The 16695-nt window shown below is 71.8% G+C and carries 15 protein-coding genes and 1 pseudogene; 5 read left to right on the top strand and 11 right to left on the bottom strand.

Annotation, left to right across the window (positions count from 1 at the left end):
* The 3 genes from E1293_RS47850 to serB form a co-directional block, all read left to right on the top strand.
* On the top strand, nucleotides 1–791 hold a 791-nt coding region (locus E1293_RS47850; RefSeq protein ID WP_165978492.1), incomplete at its 5' end, for an MFS transporter.
* Complete coding sequence (locus tag E1293_RS32320; protein WP_132201357.1) at nucleotides 788–1825, top strand: S-adenosylmethionine:tRNA ribosyltransferase-isomerase; 1038 nt, start codon at nucleotides 788–790, stop codon at nucleotides 1823–1825. The genes E1293_RS47850 and E1293_RS32320, both read left to right, overlap by 4 nt.
* Before the next feature lie 64 nt (nucleotides 1826–1889).
* Nucleotides 1890–3095: a phosphoserine phosphatase SerB gene (serB, locus tag E1293_RS32325; protein ID WP_132201359.1), complete on the top strand. Its 1206-nt coding sequence runs from the start codon at nucleotides 1890–1892 to the stop codon at nucleotides 3093–3095.
* A 2-nt stretch (nucleotides 3096–3097) separates the two neighbouring features.
* On the opposite strand, the gene E1293_RS32330 is transcribed toward serB, so the two are convergent.
* Entirely contained in the window at nucleotides 3098–3925 is an 828-nt protein-coding gene (locus tag E1293_RS32330) for a phosphatase PAP2 family protein (protein ID WP_207939216.1), read from the bottom strand.
* A gap of 172 nt (nucleotides 3926–4097) precedes the next feature.
* Between E1293_RS32330 and E1293_RS32335 the strand changes: the two genes are divergently transcribed.
* Nucleotides 4098–6347, top strand: coding sequence for an FUSC family protein (locus E1293_RS32335; protein ID WP_132201361.1), 2250 nt, complete (start codon nucleotides 4098–4100; stop codon nucleotides 6345–6347).
* Nucleotides 6348–6475: 128 nt separating this feature from the next.
* Here E1293_RS32335 and E1293_RS32340 read toward each other — a convergent pair whose 3' ends face one another.
* The 5 genes from E1293_RS32340 to E1293_RS32355 form a co-directional block, all read right to left on the bottom strand.
* The gene (locus tag E1293_RS32340; protein ID WP_132201363.1) at nucleotides 6476–6943 is read right to left on the bottom strand and encodes a SixA phosphatase family protein; all 468 of its coding nucleotides are present in this window, start codon (nucleotides 6941–6943) and stop codon (nucleotides 6476–6478) included.
* A gap of 59 nt (nucleotides 6944–7002) precedes the next feature.
* Entirely contained in the window at nucleotides 7003–7128 is a 126-nt protein-coding gene (locus E1293_RS50300; RefSeq protein ID WP_279473308.1) for a hypothetical protein, read from the bottom strand.
* A gap of 142 nt (nucleotides 7129–7270) precedes the next feature.
* Nucleotides 7271–9724 carry a sodium-translocating pyrophosphatase gene (locus E1293_RS32345; protein ID WP_132201365.1) on the bottom strand — a complete coding sequence of 818 codons (2454 nt, stop codon included), beginning with the start codon at nucleotides 9722–9724 and terminating at the stop codon, nucleotides 7271–7273.
* A 507-nt stretch (nucleotides 9725–10231) separates the two neighbouring features.
* A complete protein-coding gene (locus E1293_RS32350) occupies nucleotides 10232–10666 on the bottom strand; it encodes an ATP-binding protein (protein WP_132201367.1) in 435 nt (144 codons plus the stop codon).
* Nucleotides 10667–10683: 17 nt separating this feature from the next.
* A complete protein-coding gene (locus tag E1293_RS32355; RefSeq protein ID WP_021597910.1) occupies nucleotides 10684–11037 on the bottom strand; it encodes an STAS domain-containing protein in 354 nt (117 codons plus the stop codon).
* Between the two features lie 248 nt (nucleotides 11038–11285).
* On the opposite strand from E1293_RS32355, the gene E1293_RS32360 reads away from it, so the two are divergent.
* Nucleotides 11286–13595 carry a DEAD/DEAH box helicase gene (locus E1293_RS32360; protein WP_132201369.1) on the top strand — a complete coding sequence of 770 codons (2310 nt, stop codon included), beginning with the start codon at nucleotides 11286–11288 and terminating at the stop codon, nucleotides 13593–13595.
* Between the two features lie 5 nt (nucleotides 13596–13600).
* Here the strand turns inward: E1293_RS32360 and E1293_RS32365 are convergent, their stop codons facing one another.
* The 5 genes and pseudogenes from E1293_RS32365 to E1293_RS50820 all read right to left on the bottom strand — a co-directional run bounded on the left by E1293_RS32365 (nucleotide 13601) and on the right by E1293_RS50820 (nucleotide 16695).
* On the bottom strand, nucleotides 13601–13969 hold the full coding sequence (locus E1293_RS32365) for a hypothetical protein (protein WP_132201371.1): 369 nt from the start codon (nucleotides 13967–13969) through the stop codon (nucleotides 13601–13603).
* A 322-nt stretch (nucleotides 13970–14291) separates the two neighbouring features.
* Nucleotides 14292–14609, bottom strand: a pseudogene (locus tag E1293_RS50815) (zinc ribbon domain-containing protein); the annotation flags it as partial.
* Complete coding sequence (locus tag E1293_RS47855; protein ID WP_165978493.1) at nucleotides 14609–14764, bottom strand: hypothetical protein; 156 nt, start codon at nucleotides 14762–14764, stop codon at nucleotides 14609–14611. The gene E1293_RS47855 and the pseudogene E1293_RS50815, both read right to left, overlap by 1 nt.
* 220 nt (nucleotides 14765–14984) lie before the next feature.
* Nucleotides 14985–16235, bottom strand: a complete 1251-nt coding sequence (locus E1293_RS32375; protein ID WP_132201373.1) for a hypothetical protein — start codon at nucleotides 16233–16235, stop codon at nucleotides 14985–14987.
* 160 nt (nucleotides 16236–16395) lie between these two features.
* Nucleotides 16396–16695: an Rv3654c family TadE-like protein gene (locus tag E1293_RS50820; RefSeq protein WP_132201375.1), complete on the bottom strand. Its 300-nt coding sequence runs from the start codon at nucleotides 16693–16695 to the stop codon at nucleotides 16396–16398.

Consider the following 16695-nt stretch of genomic DNA (forward strand, 5'->3'; position numbering starts at 1 on the left):
CCCTGGCGCTGGTGCCCGCGCTGCGCGCGATCCCCCAGCCCGAGACCGCCCCCGCGAAGGGCGGCGGCCGCGCGGTCGCCGCGGTCGCCGTCGCGGCCGGCGCCGGCTTCCTGCTCTACGGCCTGGACGGGACGGGCTGGGCGACGCTCGCGGCGGCCGCCGCCGGGTTCGCCGGCCTCGCGTACGGGCTCCCCCGGCTGCTGCCCGCCGGGACACTGCGGTTCCGCCGCGGGCTGCCGAGCGTCGTCCTCGTCCGCGGCCTGCTGTCGGGCGCGTTCACCGGCGCGGAGGTGTTCATCCCGCTCACCCTCATGCGGCTGCACGGACTCAGCGCGACGGAGGCCGGGATCGTGCTGACCTCCGGGTCGCTCGGCTGGTCGGTGGCGGCGCAGATCCAGGGCAGGTCCGAGCGGCCCCGCGAGTTCTACGTGCTGCTGGGCGCGCTGTGCGTGATCACGGGGATCGGCACGGCGACGTTCGCCCTCCAGATCTCCGGCTGGGCCGCCGTCCCCGCCTGGATCGTCGCCGGCGCCGGGATGGGCTTCGCCATCGGCAGCCTGTCGGTCCTGCTGCTCCGGCTGTCGCCCGCGGACGAGCACGGCGTCAACTCGTCCGCGCTGCAGATCAGCGACACCCTCGGCGCGTCCCTCGTGGTCGGGGCCGCGGGCGCGCTGGTCACCGGCTTCGGCGCCGCCCGGCTCGGCACCGGCCTCGCCGCCGCGGGGACCGTGTGCGCCGCCATCGCCGCCCTCGGCGTGTTCGCCGCTCTCCGGCTGGAGGTTTCGAAATGACCGTCGAATTCACCCTTCCGGCCGCCCTGGAGGCCCACGAGCCGCCCGAGGAGCGGGGCTCGGGAACGGGCGCCCGCACCCGCGACGGCGTCCGGCTCCTGGTCTCCCGGCGCGCCACCGGCGAGGTCTCCCACCACGGGTTCCGCGACCTGCCGTCCCTCCTCGACCCGGGTGACCTGCTGGTCGTCAACACCTCGGCCACGCTGCCCGCCGCCGTCCGGCTCGACCGGATCAGCGTGCACTTCTCCACCCCCGTCCCGGGCGCGGACGACCGCCTGTGGATGGTCGAACTGCGCCGCCGCACCGGCAAGGCCAGCCGCCCGTACTCCGGCGGCTGCCCCGGCGAGTGGATCCCGCTCCCCGGCGGCGCGACCCTCACGCTGGTCGGCCGCGGGACCGACCGGCTGTGGCAGGCGCGGCTGAGCACCGACGTCGTCCCCTACCTGCGGCGCCACGGGGTGCCGATCCGGTACGGGTACGTCCGCCGCGACTGGCCCGCCGCCGCCTACCAGACCGTCTTCGCCCACGACCGCTCCACCGGCAGCGCGGAGATGCCCAGCGCCGCCCGCCCGTTCACCGCCGAACTCGTGACCCGACTGGTCTCCGGCGGCGTCCTTCTCGCCCCGATCACCCTCCACACGGGCGTCGCGTCCCCCGAAGCCCACGAACCCCCGTACGCCGAGCGCTACGCCGTGCCGGAACCGACGGCCGCGCTGGTCGAGCACGTCCGATCACAGGGACGCCGGGTGATCGCCGTGGGAACCACCGCGGTCCGCGCCCTGGAGACCTCCGTGGACGCCTCCGGGCACGTCCAGGCGTCCTCCGGCTGGACGGAGCACATCGTGACCCCCTCGAAGGGTGTCCGAGCCGTGGACGGCCTCCTCACCGGCCTGCACGAGCCCAAGTCGTCCCACCTGATGATGCTCACCGCCATAGCGGGCCACGACCTGCTCACCGCCACCTACGAGGCCGCCCTGGCGGAGGGCTACCTCTGGCACGAGTTCGGAGATCTCAACCTCCTCATGAACCGGTAGCCGTCTTGCATGCTGGACCTGCCGGACGGGGCCCACGTCGCGGCCGGTACCGTTGGGAACAGTTATGGACGGGTCAGCACAGCGCACGCTGCTCATCACACTCACCGGACGCGACCGCCCCGGCGTCACGTCCCGCCTCTTCCGTACCCTCTCCCAGTTCCCGCTCACGGTCGCCGACGTGGAGCAGGTCGTGATCCGCGGCCGCCTCGTCCTCGGCGTCCTGCTCGCCTACACCGAGGGCGCCGACATCGGCCGCGTGTGGAACGCCGCCGAACGCGTCGCGAACGACCTCGACATGGAGATCGAGCTGTCCACCGGGCGCAACAAGCGGCCGCAGAAGCGCAGCGGGCGGCTGCACGTCACGGTCCTCGGCAACCCGCTGAAGCCCGCCGCCATGGCCGGCATCTCCGGCCGGATCTCCGCGCACGGCGCCAACATCGACCGCATCGAGCGGCTCGCGCAGAACCCCGTCACGTGCATCGAGCTGGACGTCTCCGGCGCCGACCCCGAGGCGCTGCGCGCCGCCCTCACCGCCGAGGCCGCCGAGCAGGCCGTGGACGTCGCCGTCCAGGAGAGCGGCCTGCACCGGCGCGCCAAGCGGCTGATCGTCATGGACGTCGACTCCACCCTCATCCAGGGCGAGGTCATCGAGCTGCTCGCCGAGCACGCCGGCTGCCTGGACGAGGTCGCCAAGGTCACCGAGGCCGCCATGCGCGGCGAGCTCGACTTCGAAGGCTCCCTCCGCGAACGCGTCGCCCTCCTCGCCGGGCTCGACGCCGCCGCCATCGACGACGTCCGCGACAAGCTCCGCCTCGCCGCCGGCGCCCGCACGATGGTCCGCACCCTCAAGCGCCTCGACTACAAGTTCGCCATCGTCAGCGGCGGCTTCACCCAGGTCACCGACGCCCTCGTCGACGACCTCGGCATCGACTACTCCGCCGCCAACACCCTGGAGATCGCCGACGGCAAGATCACCGGCCGCGTCCGCGGCCCGGTCATCGACCGCGCCGGCAAGGCCGCCGCCCTGGAACGCTTCGCCCGCGAGTCCGGCATCCCGATCAGCCAGACGGTCGCCGTAGGCGACGGCGCCAACGACCTGGACATGCTCCAGGCCGCCGGCCTGGGCATCGCCTACAACGCCAAACCGGTGGTCCGCCAGGCCGCCGACACGGCCGTCAACGTCCCCTACCTGGACACGATCGTCTTCCTCCTGGGCATCTCCCGCGAAGAGATAGAAGCCGCCGACGCCGCCGACGCCGACGCCGGCTGACATCACGACACGTCGGCCGCCGCGGCCGCCGAAGGCGGGTTCCGCTCCGCGGCCCCGTCCCGTCCTGCCGGGAGCGGGGGACGCTCCCGCGCCAGTAGCGCCCGGCCCGCGAAGACGGTCACCGCCAGCATCAGCCCGCCGAGGACCCAGCCCCCGAGGACGTCGGTCGCCCAATGCTTGCCCACGTAGATGCGTGTGTAGCCCTCTGCGAAAGCCATCGTGGCGATCAGGCTCCAGCCGAACGAGCGGACGACTCGCCCGGCGCGCAGGTAGGCCAGCACCACCAGCATGATCGCACCGTAGATCACCAGGATCCGCACGCACCCGCCGGACGGGAAGGTGCCGAGGCCCGTCGGCGGGTGACCGCGGTCCACGATCTTCGCGAGGGCCGTCTGGTCGAACTTCTCCACGACCACCGACCCGCCGATGAACCCGGCGGGCACCCAGAAGCGTTCCCGCCTGGCGATGGCGACACCAGTCAGGATGACGATGGCCACGATCGCGGTGTACCGCGTCGGCCATGGGTCGCCCATCCGCCCCAGCGCCGTCATCGCGTGCAGCCAGCCCTGCCCTGAGGCGTCCTCGACCCAGTGGAACACGGCCCAATCGACCGGGTGCTCGAATCGCTGCAGGACCTCGCCGAGGATCAGGCCCACGGCGGTCGTGATGAAGATTCCCGCTCCGTAGAGCATGAGGAAGGCGCGGCCCGGGCCGAGCGAGCCGATGAGCTGCCTTCGGGCCTGGAGCAGGTCCGGGGGCGCGGCGACCGCCCGGGCGGCCAGGTACTGCGCGATCAGAACAGAGGCGACCAGGACTGCTGGCGTCCCCACGACTCCGAAAATGACTGTGAGCATGGCTCCCTTTCACCGAGGCTCTCGACGGTCGACAAGTGCGACCGTCCGGTCACCGTGAGCTACCGCAACCGGCCGACCCGGTATCGGTGTCCGGCCGGCTCCCTGCCAAGGGGTTCCGAGTGGCCGTCCCGTTGGGTAGATCTGGATCATGTTGCGGCGGGTGCGGGAGGTGTTCGCGCGGGCCAACGGGCAGGCGACGCCCCTGTACGGGGCGGCCGCCGCCGTGGCCGTGGCCGTGCCGCTGCTCGCGGGGTCGCTGAGCGGGCACGCGGCGCAGGGGTCGATGGCCGCGCTCGGGGCCTACCTGGTGGCGCTGCGGGCGCCCGAGGGGCCCTACGGCGCGCAGGCGCGGAGCCTCACCGTCGGGGTCGTGATCGTCGCGGTCGGGGCGGCGGTCGGCGGGCTGCTCAGCGGGCATCTGTGGCCCGCGGTGATCGTCGTACCGCCGCTGGTGGCGCTCGGGGTCGCGGTGCCCCGGATCGGGCCGACGGCGGGGCTCGCGGTGCTGCTGAGCGCCGTGCGGCCGCCGTCCGCGGACGTCCTGAACACCGGGGGGCTGGAGCTGATCGGCGGGCTGCTCACCGCCGGGCTGCTGCTGGCGCCGTGGCCCGCGCGGCGGCTGCGCCCGCTGCGGGGGGCGCTGAGCGAGGCCGCCGACGGGGTCGCCGAGGCGCTGGACGCGGTGGCCGAGGACGTGGGCGCGCACGACGCCGAGGTGCTGGACGCCGTCGAGCTGACGAACCCCGACCTGCTCGCGGTGACCCGCATCCCGGACTGGGAGGCCAAGCGGCGGGCGGCGTCGGAGGCGCTGACGGCGGCGCGCGCCACCTACGCGCTCTACCGGACGGGACGCGGGCGCAGCGACCCGACCAGGCCCGAGCGGCTCATCGACGCGCTCGGCCGCGTCCTGCACGAGACGGTGACGCTGCAGGCCGTCCTGGAGGCGGCGAAGAACTACCCGCCGGACCGCGAGTGGCGGCTGGAGACGCAGACGGCGATCTCGGCGCTCGCGGCGCGGCTGCGGCTGCTGGCGGGGGCGATCGCGACCGCGGGGGAGGCGCCGCTCGGGCGGGAGGAGTCCGCGGCCGTCCGGCGGATGGGACGGGCCGCCGAGCACATCCGGCGCGCCGGGCTCGCCGGCGACGAGGACCTCGTCGCGGTCGCGCTGATCGGCCAGGTGCGGCGCTCCATCGACCGGATCGCCGGCGAGGTCGCGTCCACCCGCCGCATCGTCAAGAGCGGCCTGCGGATCGGGCTCGGGCCGCCGCGGATGCCGGACACCCTCGACCCGATGCCGGTCTGGGACCGGCTGCGCCGCGCCGTCCGCACCCGCTCCCCGACGTTCCGGCAGGTGTCGCGGGTGTTCGTGACGGCGGTGGTGTCGATGGCGCTGGCCGCCGCCCTCAAGATCCCGCACGGGCACTGGATGACGATCACCGCGATGCTGAGCCTGCGCGCCACCTACGGCGAGACCGTCGAACGGCTCCTGCAGCGCGTCGGCGGCACCGCGGCCGGGTCCGTCGTCGCCGCGATCATCCTGACGCTCGCGCCGGGGCAGGCCACCGTCGCGGTGATCGTGTTCGTCTTCGCGATGGCCGGGTTCGCGATGCGGTCGGTGAACTTCTCCTACTGGGCGCTGTTCGGGACGCCGCTGGCGATGATGCTGCTCGACTTCTCCACGCCCGCCGACTGGCGCACCGCCGGCGAGCGGATCGGGCTGACGTTCGCCGGGACGCTCATGTCGTACCTCGCCGTCCGGCTGCTGTGGCCCGCCGGGCATTTCGAGCGGCTGCCCGTCCAGCTCGAACGGCTGCTGCGCACCCACGCCGGCCTCGTCCGGGGGACGGCGGACGTTCTCGCCGGGGGAAGCGTCCGGCTGGCGCACGACACGATCGTGGCGGCGGAGCGGGCCGCGGAGGCCGTCGCGGAGACCCGGACGCGGCTCGGCCACGAACGGCTGCCCGACACCGGGCTGATCGACGAGCTGCGCCGGGCGGTGGACGCCGCGCACCGCACCCGCGACCACCTGATCGCGGTCGCGCGGCTGTCCCGCGAGCAGGCCGTCGACACCGGGCCGATCCCCGAGATCCTCGACCGGCTCGCCGACCAGCTGGAGGAGGCCGCCGCGCTGCTGGAGGAACCGGACGACCGCGACCCGGACGCCGCCGCGCCCGTCGAGGAGCTCAAGGAGGAGCTCGCCGACCTCGACACCCACCTGTCGACGCTCACCCGGCGGCGCCGCGCCGAGATCAAGGCGGGCGTCGGCCGGGACGAGCCGACCCCGCTGCGGCACGCCCTGCTCCAGGTGTCCGGGACCCGCCACACGATCAGGGCACTGCGGCGAGACGCCGGAACGGTCATCGAGTCGTCACTAGAGGCCGCCGAACCACGCCCGTAGCGACCGATCCCTCGGAAACGGCCGATCCTTCAGGAGCGGCCGGTCCTCCCGAAGCGGTCGATCCTTCAGGAGCGGTCGCGCCCGGGAGCGGTCGAGCCTTCGGGAGCGGTGGCGTCCCTCCGAAGCGGTCAGTCCTTTGGGGTGTGGACGGTGCGGAGCGTGCCCAGGCCGGGGCGGACGTCCGTCCACGGGCCGGGCAGTTCGATCACTGCCAGCGCACAGGTCGGGAACGCGTCCGGGGCCTCGCCCGTCAGGTCGTGGACGAGCTGGTGCACGGACGGGTTGTGCCCGACGAGCAGCAGCCGCGCGGCATCCTCCGGGGCCTCGCCGACGAGGGTGCGGAGGTGGTCGGGGTCGTTGTCGTAGATCCCCGGCTCGAAGCTCACCGCGGCGTCCACTGCCAGCTGGTCCAGGGTCTCCCGCGTCCGGGCGGCGGTGGAGCACAGGACGTGGCCGGGCACGAGGCCGTTGGCGCGCAGCCAGTCACCGGTCGCGGCGGCGTCGCGGCGGCCGCGGTCGTTCAGGGTGCGGTCGATGTCGGACATGCCCAGACCGGCGACGGCCTTGGCATGGCGGAGAACGATGAGCGTCGGCATGCGCGCCAGCCTAAGGCGCGGCGGCCCGGGGCGCGCCGGCCCGGAGCGCGCGCGCCGGCCTAAGGTGCGACGAGGGCCGCGATCGCCCAGAGCACGAGCATGATGCCGAGCATCCCGCCGAGCGCGATGGCGAGGCCCTTGGGTCCCGACATCGTCGGCTTGCCGCCGCTGTCGCTGTTCGCCACAGCCGCCTCCTGATCTCCGGTCCCGGGACGTCCGAGCTCCCACCCAAAGCGTACGGGCGGTGCCGCGTGGTCACGACAGGACCCCCGGGGACGCGAAAGGGGCCGGTGGCTGGTCGCCACCGGCCCCCTCATGTCCGGACGGTCAGGACTTGCCCGCGGACTCCTCGCTGCCCGACTCGGCCTTGGTGCCGTTCGAGCCGACGGCCGCCTCCTCGGGCTCGCCCTCCTCGATGGCGCCGTCGGCCTCGCCGCTCTCGGCCGCCGGGTCCGGCGTGCCGCTCTCGACGGCGGGGGCCGGGTCCTCGGCGATCGGGTCGGCGCGCCGCTTGGAGATCACGATGGCCGCGACGATGACCGCGACGGACGCCACGGCCACCACGACGCGCAGCGTCATGTTGCCCGCGTAGGTGACCACCGCGTCCGCGATCAGCAGCGCGACCAGGTTCATCACCTTGATCAGCGGGTTGATCGCGGGACCGGCGGTGTCCTTGAACGGGTCGCCGACGGTGTCGCCGATGATCGTCGCCTCGTGCGCGTCGCTGCCCTTGCCGCCGAGCTGGCCCTCCTCGACGAGCTTCTTGGCGTTGTCCCAGGCGCCGCCGGAGTTGGACAGGAACACCGCCATCAGCACGCCGGCCGCGATGGCGCCGCCGAGGAATGCGCCGAGCGGCGCGTACCCGAAGGCGAAGCCGACCGCGATCGGCGTCATGATGGCGAGCAGCCCGGGGGTGGCGAGCTCGCGCTGCGCGTCCCGGGTGCAGATGTCCACGACCCGGTCGTAGTCGGGCTGCTCGGTGTAGTCCATGATCCCGGGCTTGGTGCGGAACTGGTTGCGCACCTCCGCCACGACCCGTCCGGCGGCCCGTCCGACCGCCATGATCGCCAGGCCGGAGAACAGGAACACCACGGCCGAACCGATGATCATCCCGATCAGCACGTTCGGGCTGGCGATCGACAGGTTGAAGGTGAGGAAGTCGTCGCCGATCGCGTCCTTCGCGCTCTGCGACGCGTCGCCCAGCGCCGCGATCACCGTCGTCCGGAAGGAGCCGAACAGCGCGGTCGCGGCGAGCACCGCCGTCGCGATCGCGATGCCCTTGGTGATCGCCTTGGTGGTGTTGCCGACCGCGTCCAGCCGCTCCAGGACGGACGCGGCCTCGCCCTGCACGTCCCCGGACATCTCGGCGATGCCCTGGGCGTTGTCGGAGACGGGGCCGAAGGTGTCCATCGACACGATCACGCCGACCGTGGTGAGCAGCCCGGTGCCGGCCATCGCCACCGCGAACAGCGCGACGGTGGTGTTGCCGAAGCCGAGCAGGAACGCCCCGTAGACGGCGGCGCTGATCACCAGCGCGGTGTAGACGGCCGACTCCAGGCCGAGCGAGATGCCGGACAGGATGACGGTCGCGGGGCCGGTCCGGGCGCTGCCGGTGACCTCCTTCACCGGCTTGCGGTTGGTCTCGGTGAAGTAGCCGGTGAGCAGCTGGATCGCGCTGGCCAGCACGATGCCGATGAGGACGGCGCCGAGCGCCACCCAGCGCGGGTCGGCGTCCAGCCCGGCGATCGCCTTGTCGGTGACGCCGTCCAGGTCGGCGAACGACGAGGGCAGGTACACGAACGAGGCGATCGCGACGAGGACCGCCGAGATGCCCGCGGAGATGAAGAAGCCGCGGTTGATCGCCGTCATGCCGGACCGGTCGCCGGCCCGGGGCGCCACCGCGAAGATGCCGATCACCGCGGTGATCACGCCGATCATCGGCACGATCAGCGGGAACACCAGGCCCTGGCTGCCGAACGCCGCGGTGCCGAGGATCAGCGCCGCGACGAGCGTTACCGCGTACGACTCGAACAGGTCGGCGGCCATGCCGGCGCAGTCGCCGACGTTGTCGCCCACGTTGTCGGCGATCGTCGCCGCGTTGCGGGGGTCGTCCTCGGGGATGCCCTGCTCGACCTTGCCGACCAGGTCGGCGCCGACGTCGGCGGCCTTGGTGAAGATGCCGCCGCCGACGCGCATGAACATGGCGAGCAGCGCGGCGCCGAAGCCGAAGCCCTCCAGGACCTTCGGCGCGTCGCCCTGGTAGGCGAGGACGACGACCGCGGCACCGAACAGGCCGAGGCCGACGGTGAACATGCCGGCGACGCCGCCGGTGCGGAACGCGATCCGCATCGCCGTCTTCTCGCCGCCCTCCTCGCGGGCGGCGGCGGCGACGCGGACGTTGCCGCGGACGGCCAGCCACATGCCGGTGAACCCGGTGACGGCGGAGAAGATCGCGCCGATGACGAAGAAGACGGAGCGTCCGATCCGCTCGCTCGTGGAGTCGGCGGGCAGGAGCAGCAGCACTAGGGGGATGAGGACTACGAAGACCGCGACCGTTCGGAACTGGCGTTTCAGGTAGGCGCTGGCGCCTACCTGTACCGCTCGCGCGATCTCTTGCATCTTCGCGGTGCCCTGGCCTGCGGCCAGGACATCGCGGACGAGACCCGCGGCGACGGCCAGTGCGAGCAGCGCGATCACAGCGACGACGACGACCAGGGAGAGGTCGCCGCCGCCGAGATCCACTTCTGCGCTGGCCGGGCTTGACAGGGAAAACCCGGACATCCGTCCTCCTCGACAGGGGCAAAGCGTCTCGATCGCCACAAAAGACGATCTTTACCGCGTACCCCGCGAGTCATGATTTCGAACGCCTCGCACGGCAACGCGGGTGCCGGGAGTCTACGCACGCGTAGGTCGATTGTTAAGGCCGCGACGCGCCTGATGAAGATGTCGCCGAAATGCAATGGACGATACGCCGGAATTTGCCCCATAAGCCTGCTCAGGCGGCATCGGCCCAGGTCAGTCGGGGTAAGCCAACCATTACCCCACGGTCACCCGGGCGGAGACAGGGTCGAATGACGCATCGGCGGGGGCACCGGGCGTCCACATTCAAGCTAGGCATTAACACGGAATATGTCCAGACCCAAATCGGATCGATCCGCCGGTGATCATAAGAGAATCTCACAACACGGGCCCCACCAGCCCCACGGGGTCCGGAGACGGCGAAGGCCCCGCCCGGGGTGGGCGGGGCCTTCGCGGGGCCTTCGGCCGCGAGTCAGGGACGGGGGCGCTTCAGATGGTCGCCTCGGCTTCGGCGGGCCAGCTCATCCGGATCTGGACCCCCTTGGGCGTGGCGGCGATCTCCACGTCGTCGGCGAGCCCGGCGATGACGGCCAGCCCCAGCTCCGCGGTGCCCTCGCCGAAGCCGTAGTCGTCCGGGTCCGGGGCCGCCGGGAGGCCCCCCGCCGTGTCGTCGCCGGGGACGGTGTCGCTGACGGTCACCTCGAAGCGGCGTCCGGCGCCGCTCAGTTCGAGCCGGACGGGCTCGTCCGGGCAGTGCCGGCGATGCGCCTCCACGGCCCGCGAGCACGCCTCGCCCACCGCGAGCCTGACCTCGTCCAGCAGGGATTCGGCGACGCCGCTGCGGCGGGCGACGGCGGTCACGATCAGCCGGGCGGTCCGGACGTGGACGGGCAGCGCGCTGAAGGAGAGTTCAACGGTCGACATCTCGGTCGCGGGGGCGCCTACTTGGCGCCCTTGCGCTTCTCCTCGGCCTCGGCGATCGAGTCGTGGATGCCGAAGACCTTGGTCAGCCCCGTGATCCGGAAGATCTTGAGGATGCGCTCCTGGGTGCACACCAGTTCCAGCGAGCCGTCGTGGGCGCGCACCCGCTTCAGCCCGCCGACGAGGACGCCGAGCCCGGTGGAGTCGAGGAACTCCACCTTCTCCATGTCCACGAGCAGGTGGAACTTGCCCTTGTTGACCAGGTCGATGAGCTTCTCGCGAAGCTTCGGCGCCGTGTAGACGTCGATCTCGCCCTCCACGTTGATGACGGTAAGGCCATCGTCGGTGGTGTAGTCGTTCACCTTCAGGTCCACAGATCCTCCACGCGCCGTGCAGCACTATCCGATCTCGATCACCGGCCGCCGGGGCGGGCCCGCCGTTCGAGACTTCGCCGTGATTCAACCACGCTCCGGCGTTGGGTACGCACGTAATCGCCCACACGGGCGAAAGTTCGCGCCATCCCGTCTGACCTGCTGATCTCATGGCCAGGGCAGGGGGTATGCAGCCCTCCGTCGCCGGGGCGTTCCCGTAGTTTTGCCCAGGCTGGCAAACTGAAAACCTGATGGGCGCCCAAAGATCTTCAACTCCCCTGGACCGGCTGCTCGCCGACCCCACACGACGCGATCGCATCACCCATGTGGAGCGCGTTCCCGCACGTCAGGGCCGTCGTGCCGAGTGGCCCGCCTGGTCGCCGCCGCTGCTGCTGGAGCGACTGGCCGCGGCCGGCATCGACGCGCCCTGGGAGCACCAGGCGGCGGCCGCCGAGCACGCCCGCGCCGGACGGTCTGTGATCATCGCCACAGGCACCGCGTCCGGTAAGTCGCTGGCCTACCTGCTGCCCTCGGTCGAGGCGATCTACGCGGGGGACGAGAATCCACACCGCGAGGGGACGATCCTCTACCTTTCGCCGACGAAGGCCCTGGCCGCCGACCAGCTCCGCGCGCTCCGCTCCCTGCGCCTCACGCGCGTGCGCGCCGCGACCTACGACGGGGACACTCCGCAGGACGAGCGGACATGGGTCCGGCAACACGCCAACTACGTGCTGACCAACCCGGACATGCTGCACCGGTCGATCCTGCCCGGACACGCCCGCTGGTCATCGTTCCTACGCCGGCTCCAGTACGTGGTCATAGACGAAGCCCACGGATATCGCGGCGTCTTCGGATCTCATGTGGCGCACGTCCTGCGTCGCCTGCGCCGCGTCTGCGGACGGTACCGCTCCTCTCCCACGTTCATCCTGGCATCGGCCACCGCGTCGGCACCTGCTACTGCCGCGTCCCGTCTCACTGGGCTGGACGTCGTCGCGGTCGACGACGATGCCTCCCCCCGGGGCCCGGCCACGTTCGCCCTATGGGAACCCCCGCTGACGGACCTGCGCGGTGAACAAGGCGCACCGATCCGCCGCACCGCCACCGCCGAGGCCGGCGACCTCTTGGCCGACCTCGTGGTCGAGGACGTTCAGACGCTCGCATTCGTCCGTTCTAGGCGCGGTGCAGAGTCGGTGGCACTCAGCGCCAAGCGCGCTCTGCACGACGTCGCTCCCGCCCTGGCCGAACAGGTCGCCGCCTACCGCGCCGGCTATCTGCCCGAGGAACGACGCGCTCTGGAAGCCGCCCTTCGCTCCCGCTCGATCATCGGTTTGGCGAGCACGAACGCCCTGGAGCTCGGCGTGGACGTCTCCGGGCTCGACGCCGTCCTGGTCTGCGGCTGGCCGGGCACCCGCGCGTCCCTCTGGCAGCAGGCAGGACGTGCCGGACGTTCCGGGCAAGCCGCCCTCTCCGTCCTCGTCGCCCGGGACGACCCGCTCGACACGTTCCTCGTCCACCACCCGGAGGCGATCTTCGGGACGCCGGTCGAGGCCACCGTGCTCGACCCCGACAACCCCTACGTCCTCGAACCCCACCTGTGCGCGGCGGCGTCCGAGATGCCGCTCACCGAGGACGATCTCCCGCTGTTCGGGCCCGCGACCGCCGACCTGCTGCCCGACCTCGTCCGCCGCGGCATGCTCCGCCATCGCCCGGCCGGCTGGTACTGGACGCGCCGCGACAAGGCCGCCGACCTGGCCGACATCCGCGGCGCGGGCCGCGCACCCGTCCAGGTCGTCGAGGCGTCCACTGGCCGGCTCCTAGGGACCGTCGACGAAGCGTCCGCGCACACCACCGTCCACGAGGGCGCCGTCTACATCCACCAAGGCGAGTCGTTCATCGTCCAGACCCTCGACCTGGACGACTCCGTCGCGCTCGTAGAGGCGGCCGACCCCGACTACTCGACGACCGCACGCGACGTGACCGACATCAGCATCGTGGAACGCCTCCGCTCAGCCTCCTGGGGCGAGGCCACGCTCTGCTTCGGAACCGTCGAAGTCACCCGCCAAGTGGTCGCGTACCAGATGCGCCGCCTGCAAACCGGCGAAATGCTCGGCGAGAAACCCCTCGACCTCCCGCCCCGCACCCTCCGCACACGCGCCGTATGGTGGACCCTCTCCGAGCCCCAGATCTCCCGCCTGGACGACCTCGACCTGGCAGGCGCCGCCCACGCCGCCGAACACGCCTCGATCGGCCTGCTCCCCTTGTTCGCCACGTGCGACCGCTGGGACATCGGCGGCGTCTCCACGGCCGTCCACCCCGACACAGGGCTCCTCACCGTCTTCGTCTACGACGGCCACGAAGGCGGTGCGGGCTTCGCCGAACGCGGCTACGCCGACGCCGCCACCTGGCTGCGCGCCACCCGCGACGCGATCGCGTCCTGCGAGTGCGACTCGGGCTGCCCGTCCTGCATCCAGTCCCCGAAATGCGGCAACGGCAACGACCCCTTGGACAAGCGCGGCGCGCTGGACCTCCTGGCCGTCCTCCTGGACGAGGCCCCCGCCTAACGCCCTCAGTTAGGGGCTACGCGCTGCGCGGGGACGGAGGGCCCGTCCATGCCGCGACGAGCCTGCGCGAGCGCCTGCTGCAGCTTCCGCCGCTCCAACTCCAGCGTCTGCAGGGACTCCTCGTGCTCGTCCCGCAGATCGCGGAGCTCCCGCCGCATGCCCATCGCGCGCCGGAAGCCCAGCGCCGCGACCATCACGCCCGCCATGAACACGATGGCGACCACGGCGCCGGCCATGAACACCTGCCACTGCGACGAGATCCCCGGGATCTCGTCCCCGAACACGCTCATCTGGGCGGCACCCGTGTTGTCGAGCACCACGGCGACACCGACGGTAACGGCGGCGAGCGCGACGATCAGTCCCAGGAAGATCATGCGGAGGGTCTCCTCTCCATCGGGCCTTCCGTCCCGGACGGGACGAGGCCGAGGTCGCGGACGACAGGGACACAATGCCAGACGATCCGGGCGATCCGACTCGGCAAGGCAGCCTAGACCGTGACCCGCATTGTGAGCGAATGTGGGAGTTCACTGTCGGGACATCCGCCCCTTGCACGGCAGCGACCCCGGCCTCACCCGCACGCGCAATGCCAGGTCCCTGTCTCGCAGACGGGAGCCCGGCAGGTCCCTGTCTCACATCGCCTCCACAGCCGTTCCATCTCTCCGCCCCAAGGACGGCGAGATCGAGCAGATTACGCGCGACGTTGACGTAACGCCCCAAAACCAGACCGCCGCCGCCGTCGGCGTCGCATCGGTAGGTGCGCCCGGACTGAGCGAGCTCGGCATTCACCACGCCGCACCCCGAGCACGTCTTGGACGCGGGAAACCAGCGGTCACCGACCACCAGATTCCCGGCGTTCCATCCGGTCCCGGACCCCAGCATCCGCCGCGCCTGCCCGAACCCGCCACCCGCGTCGGCGTCGCATCGGTAGGTGCGCCCGGACGGGGCGAGCTCGGCATTCACCACGCCGCACCCCGAGCACGTCTTGGACGCGGGAAACCAGCGGTCGGCGACCACTAGACGGGGCCGCCGTTCAGCCGGTCTTGTACCCCAGCATCCGCCGCGTCTGCCCGAACCCCCTGGTCGGCGACCGCGCGGGCCAGGCGCCGGTTGGCCACCATCCCGGTGACGTTGAGGTCCTCGACCACGACGGTCTCATACCGCTCCGCCACCAAGGTGGTGGCTTATGCAGCGCATCAGCGCGCAGGTGGGGCGATGCGGGCGTGGTGGCGGGCCAGCCGCGCGGCGGCTTGGCCCGGTTGGCCGAACCCGCTGATTACTCGACCACCAATTGCCTTTGGCGTCGTAGCGGTCTTTGCAGGTGGCGAGGACCCAGTTGCACGCGAACCGCGCCGCTTGCGTGCCGGGCGAGGCCTGATGACCGAGCGGTCGTCACTTGCGGCGGTGGGCTCGCTTGGGCTGCTTCTTCGAGGCGGGCTCGCCGATGCGGACGTTCACGCCGCTGCCACCGGAACGCTTCCCGAGGGTCGCAGGGCGGCGTCCAGCCTTCGATGTGCGTGGACTTGCGACCGCCGAGTCCTTCACACCGTCAGTCTTGGCTCCGGGGAGTGTCACCGGGGCGGTCTTGGCGAGCGCCTCGGCGCGTGCGATCTGCGCACGTGACTTGCTGACCCGCCTGCGGCCGGTGCCACCGCGCGCGATGCGGGCGGCCATGCCCTTGCTGCTCGTGCCCGCCTGGGCGACGCGCAGTCGCCGTGTCCAGGTGCCGAGGTGCGCGGCGACGATCAGCAAGATCATCGCGATGCCCACGCTCTTGCCCCACTGGAGGCGGTCGGTCGCCGCGACGTTCTGCGCCCGCGGCGAGTCGGTGGCGATCTGCGGCGCGGGGTAGGTGAAGCCCGGCGTCGCACCGTCCGGCTGGACGGACGGGAGGGTGACCGGCGACTCGTTGTTGAACGGCGTCAGCGGCGTCGCGGTGCCAGGAACCCCGGCCCCGGAGGGGAGGGACGGAGCCGCACCGCCGGCCACGGAACCGCCGCCCAACGAGGCGGTCGCCGTGGACGTGCTGGAGTACAGCGATCCACCCGTGCCCGTGGAGCGCTTCGCCCGGACGCCCACCGAGGCGGCGCCGGTGGACCGTGTCAGTGCCAGGGTGGCGGAACAACTCGTCCCCTCGCACAGGGACTTCAGCGAACCGGACTTGGACTTCACTCCCGAACCGGCCAACGTGTAGCCGGTGAGGTCGTCCTCAAGACCGCGGTTCCACTTCACGACGAGCTTCCCGCCGGACGCATCCGCGGCCACGCCGGTCGGCGCCGCCGGCGCCACCCGGACGGTGAAGGTGTTCGAGTCGTAGATGTGGCCGGTCTGCTTCCCCTTCAGGAAGACCTTGTACTTGCCGTTCCGACCGATCGAGAAGGTGCCCGACATGTCCCCGGAGAACCCCTTCTCCTGCAGGAACGTGTCGCCGATTCCAGGGCCGTTCACCCGGAGCTGCATCGTGACCGCGAAGTCGAAGTGGGCCTTGGCGGTCAACTCGGACCCGCTGGTGATAACCGCACCGTCCGCCGGGGTGACGACAGTGGTCGAGGCGGCTTGCGCGGGCAGGGCTGCGAGTACCGGGAAGCTCATCGCAAGGGGCGCCGCCAGGGCGACTGCACCGATCCTGCGAACGATGGTCACGGCCTCAATCCCTTCGCCGGCGTCCTGCGCGAGCCTCACCGCGCCCCGTTGGTAACTACAGGCTTACGGCAGCGTAACGTACCACCGGGTAGCAAGAGTCACAGGAGAATGACAAAGCGGGACTTTGTCGCCATCCGCACACCCTCCCGGCTATTGACACTCAGTGCAACGAAGCATGCCGGGGCCAGGCTACGCCGTCCCGCCTCACAGGACCAGCCCTGGCCCGCGAAACGACTCGCATCATCCCTATCTCCATCGGCACCTTCAGTTCGACGGTCACCCACACGTCAACGACGTCTCCCTGCACCCGACACCGCGACATCTCGGCCCCTGACGCGCCCGCGATCTCCTTGGCGCTCTCGCACGCGTCCGCACGCCCGTCCGCGATCCGCGCCGCCCCCGCCAGTGCCGCCATATCCGCCGCGGCATCCCCCCGATGCCGCGGCGGATATGGCGGCAC

This window comes from Actinomadura darangshiensis (assembly GCF_004349235.1).
Classification (GTDB): Bacteria; Actinomycetota; Actinomycetes; order Streptosporangiales; family Streptosporangiaceae; genus Spirillospora; species Spirillospora darangshiensis.

What these genes read in the sequence shown, in the direction of transcription:
- E1293_RS32320 (WP_132201357.1), top strand. Translation starts at nt 788, where the DNA reads ATGACCGTCGAATTCACCCTTCCGGCCGCCCTGGAGGCCCACGAGCCG.
- serB (WP_132201359.1), top strand. Translation starts at nt 1,890, where the DNA reads ATGGACGGGTCAGCACAGCGCACGCTGCTCATCACACTCACCGGACGC.
- E1293_RS32335 (WP_132201361.1), top strand. Translation starts at nt 4,098, where the DNA reads ATGTTGCGGCGGGTGCGGGAGGTGTTCGCGCGGGCCAACGGGCAGGCG.
- E1293_RS32340 (WP_132201363.1), bottom strand. Translation starts at nt 6,943, where the DNA reads ATGCCGACGCTCATCGTTCTCCGCCATGCCAAGGCCGTCGCCGGTCTG.
- E1293_RS32345 (WP_132201365.1), bottom strand. Translation starts at nt 9,724, where the DNA reads ATGTCCGGGTTTTCCCTGTCAAGCCCGGCCAGCGCAGAAGTGGATCTC.
- E1293_RS32350 (WP_132201367.1), bottom strand. Translation starts at nt 10,666, where the DNA reads ATGTCGACCGTTGAACTCTCCTTCAGCGCGCTGCCCGTCCACGTCCGG.
- E1293_RS32360 (WP_132201369.1), top strand. Translation starts at nt 11,286, where the DNA reads ATGGGCGCCCAAAGATCTTCAACTCCCCTGGACCGGCTGCTCGCCGAC.
- E1293_RS32365 (WP_132201371.1), bottom strand. Translation starts at nt 13,969, where the DNA reads ATGATCTTCCTGGGACTGATCGTCGCGCTCGCCGCCGTTACCGTCGGT.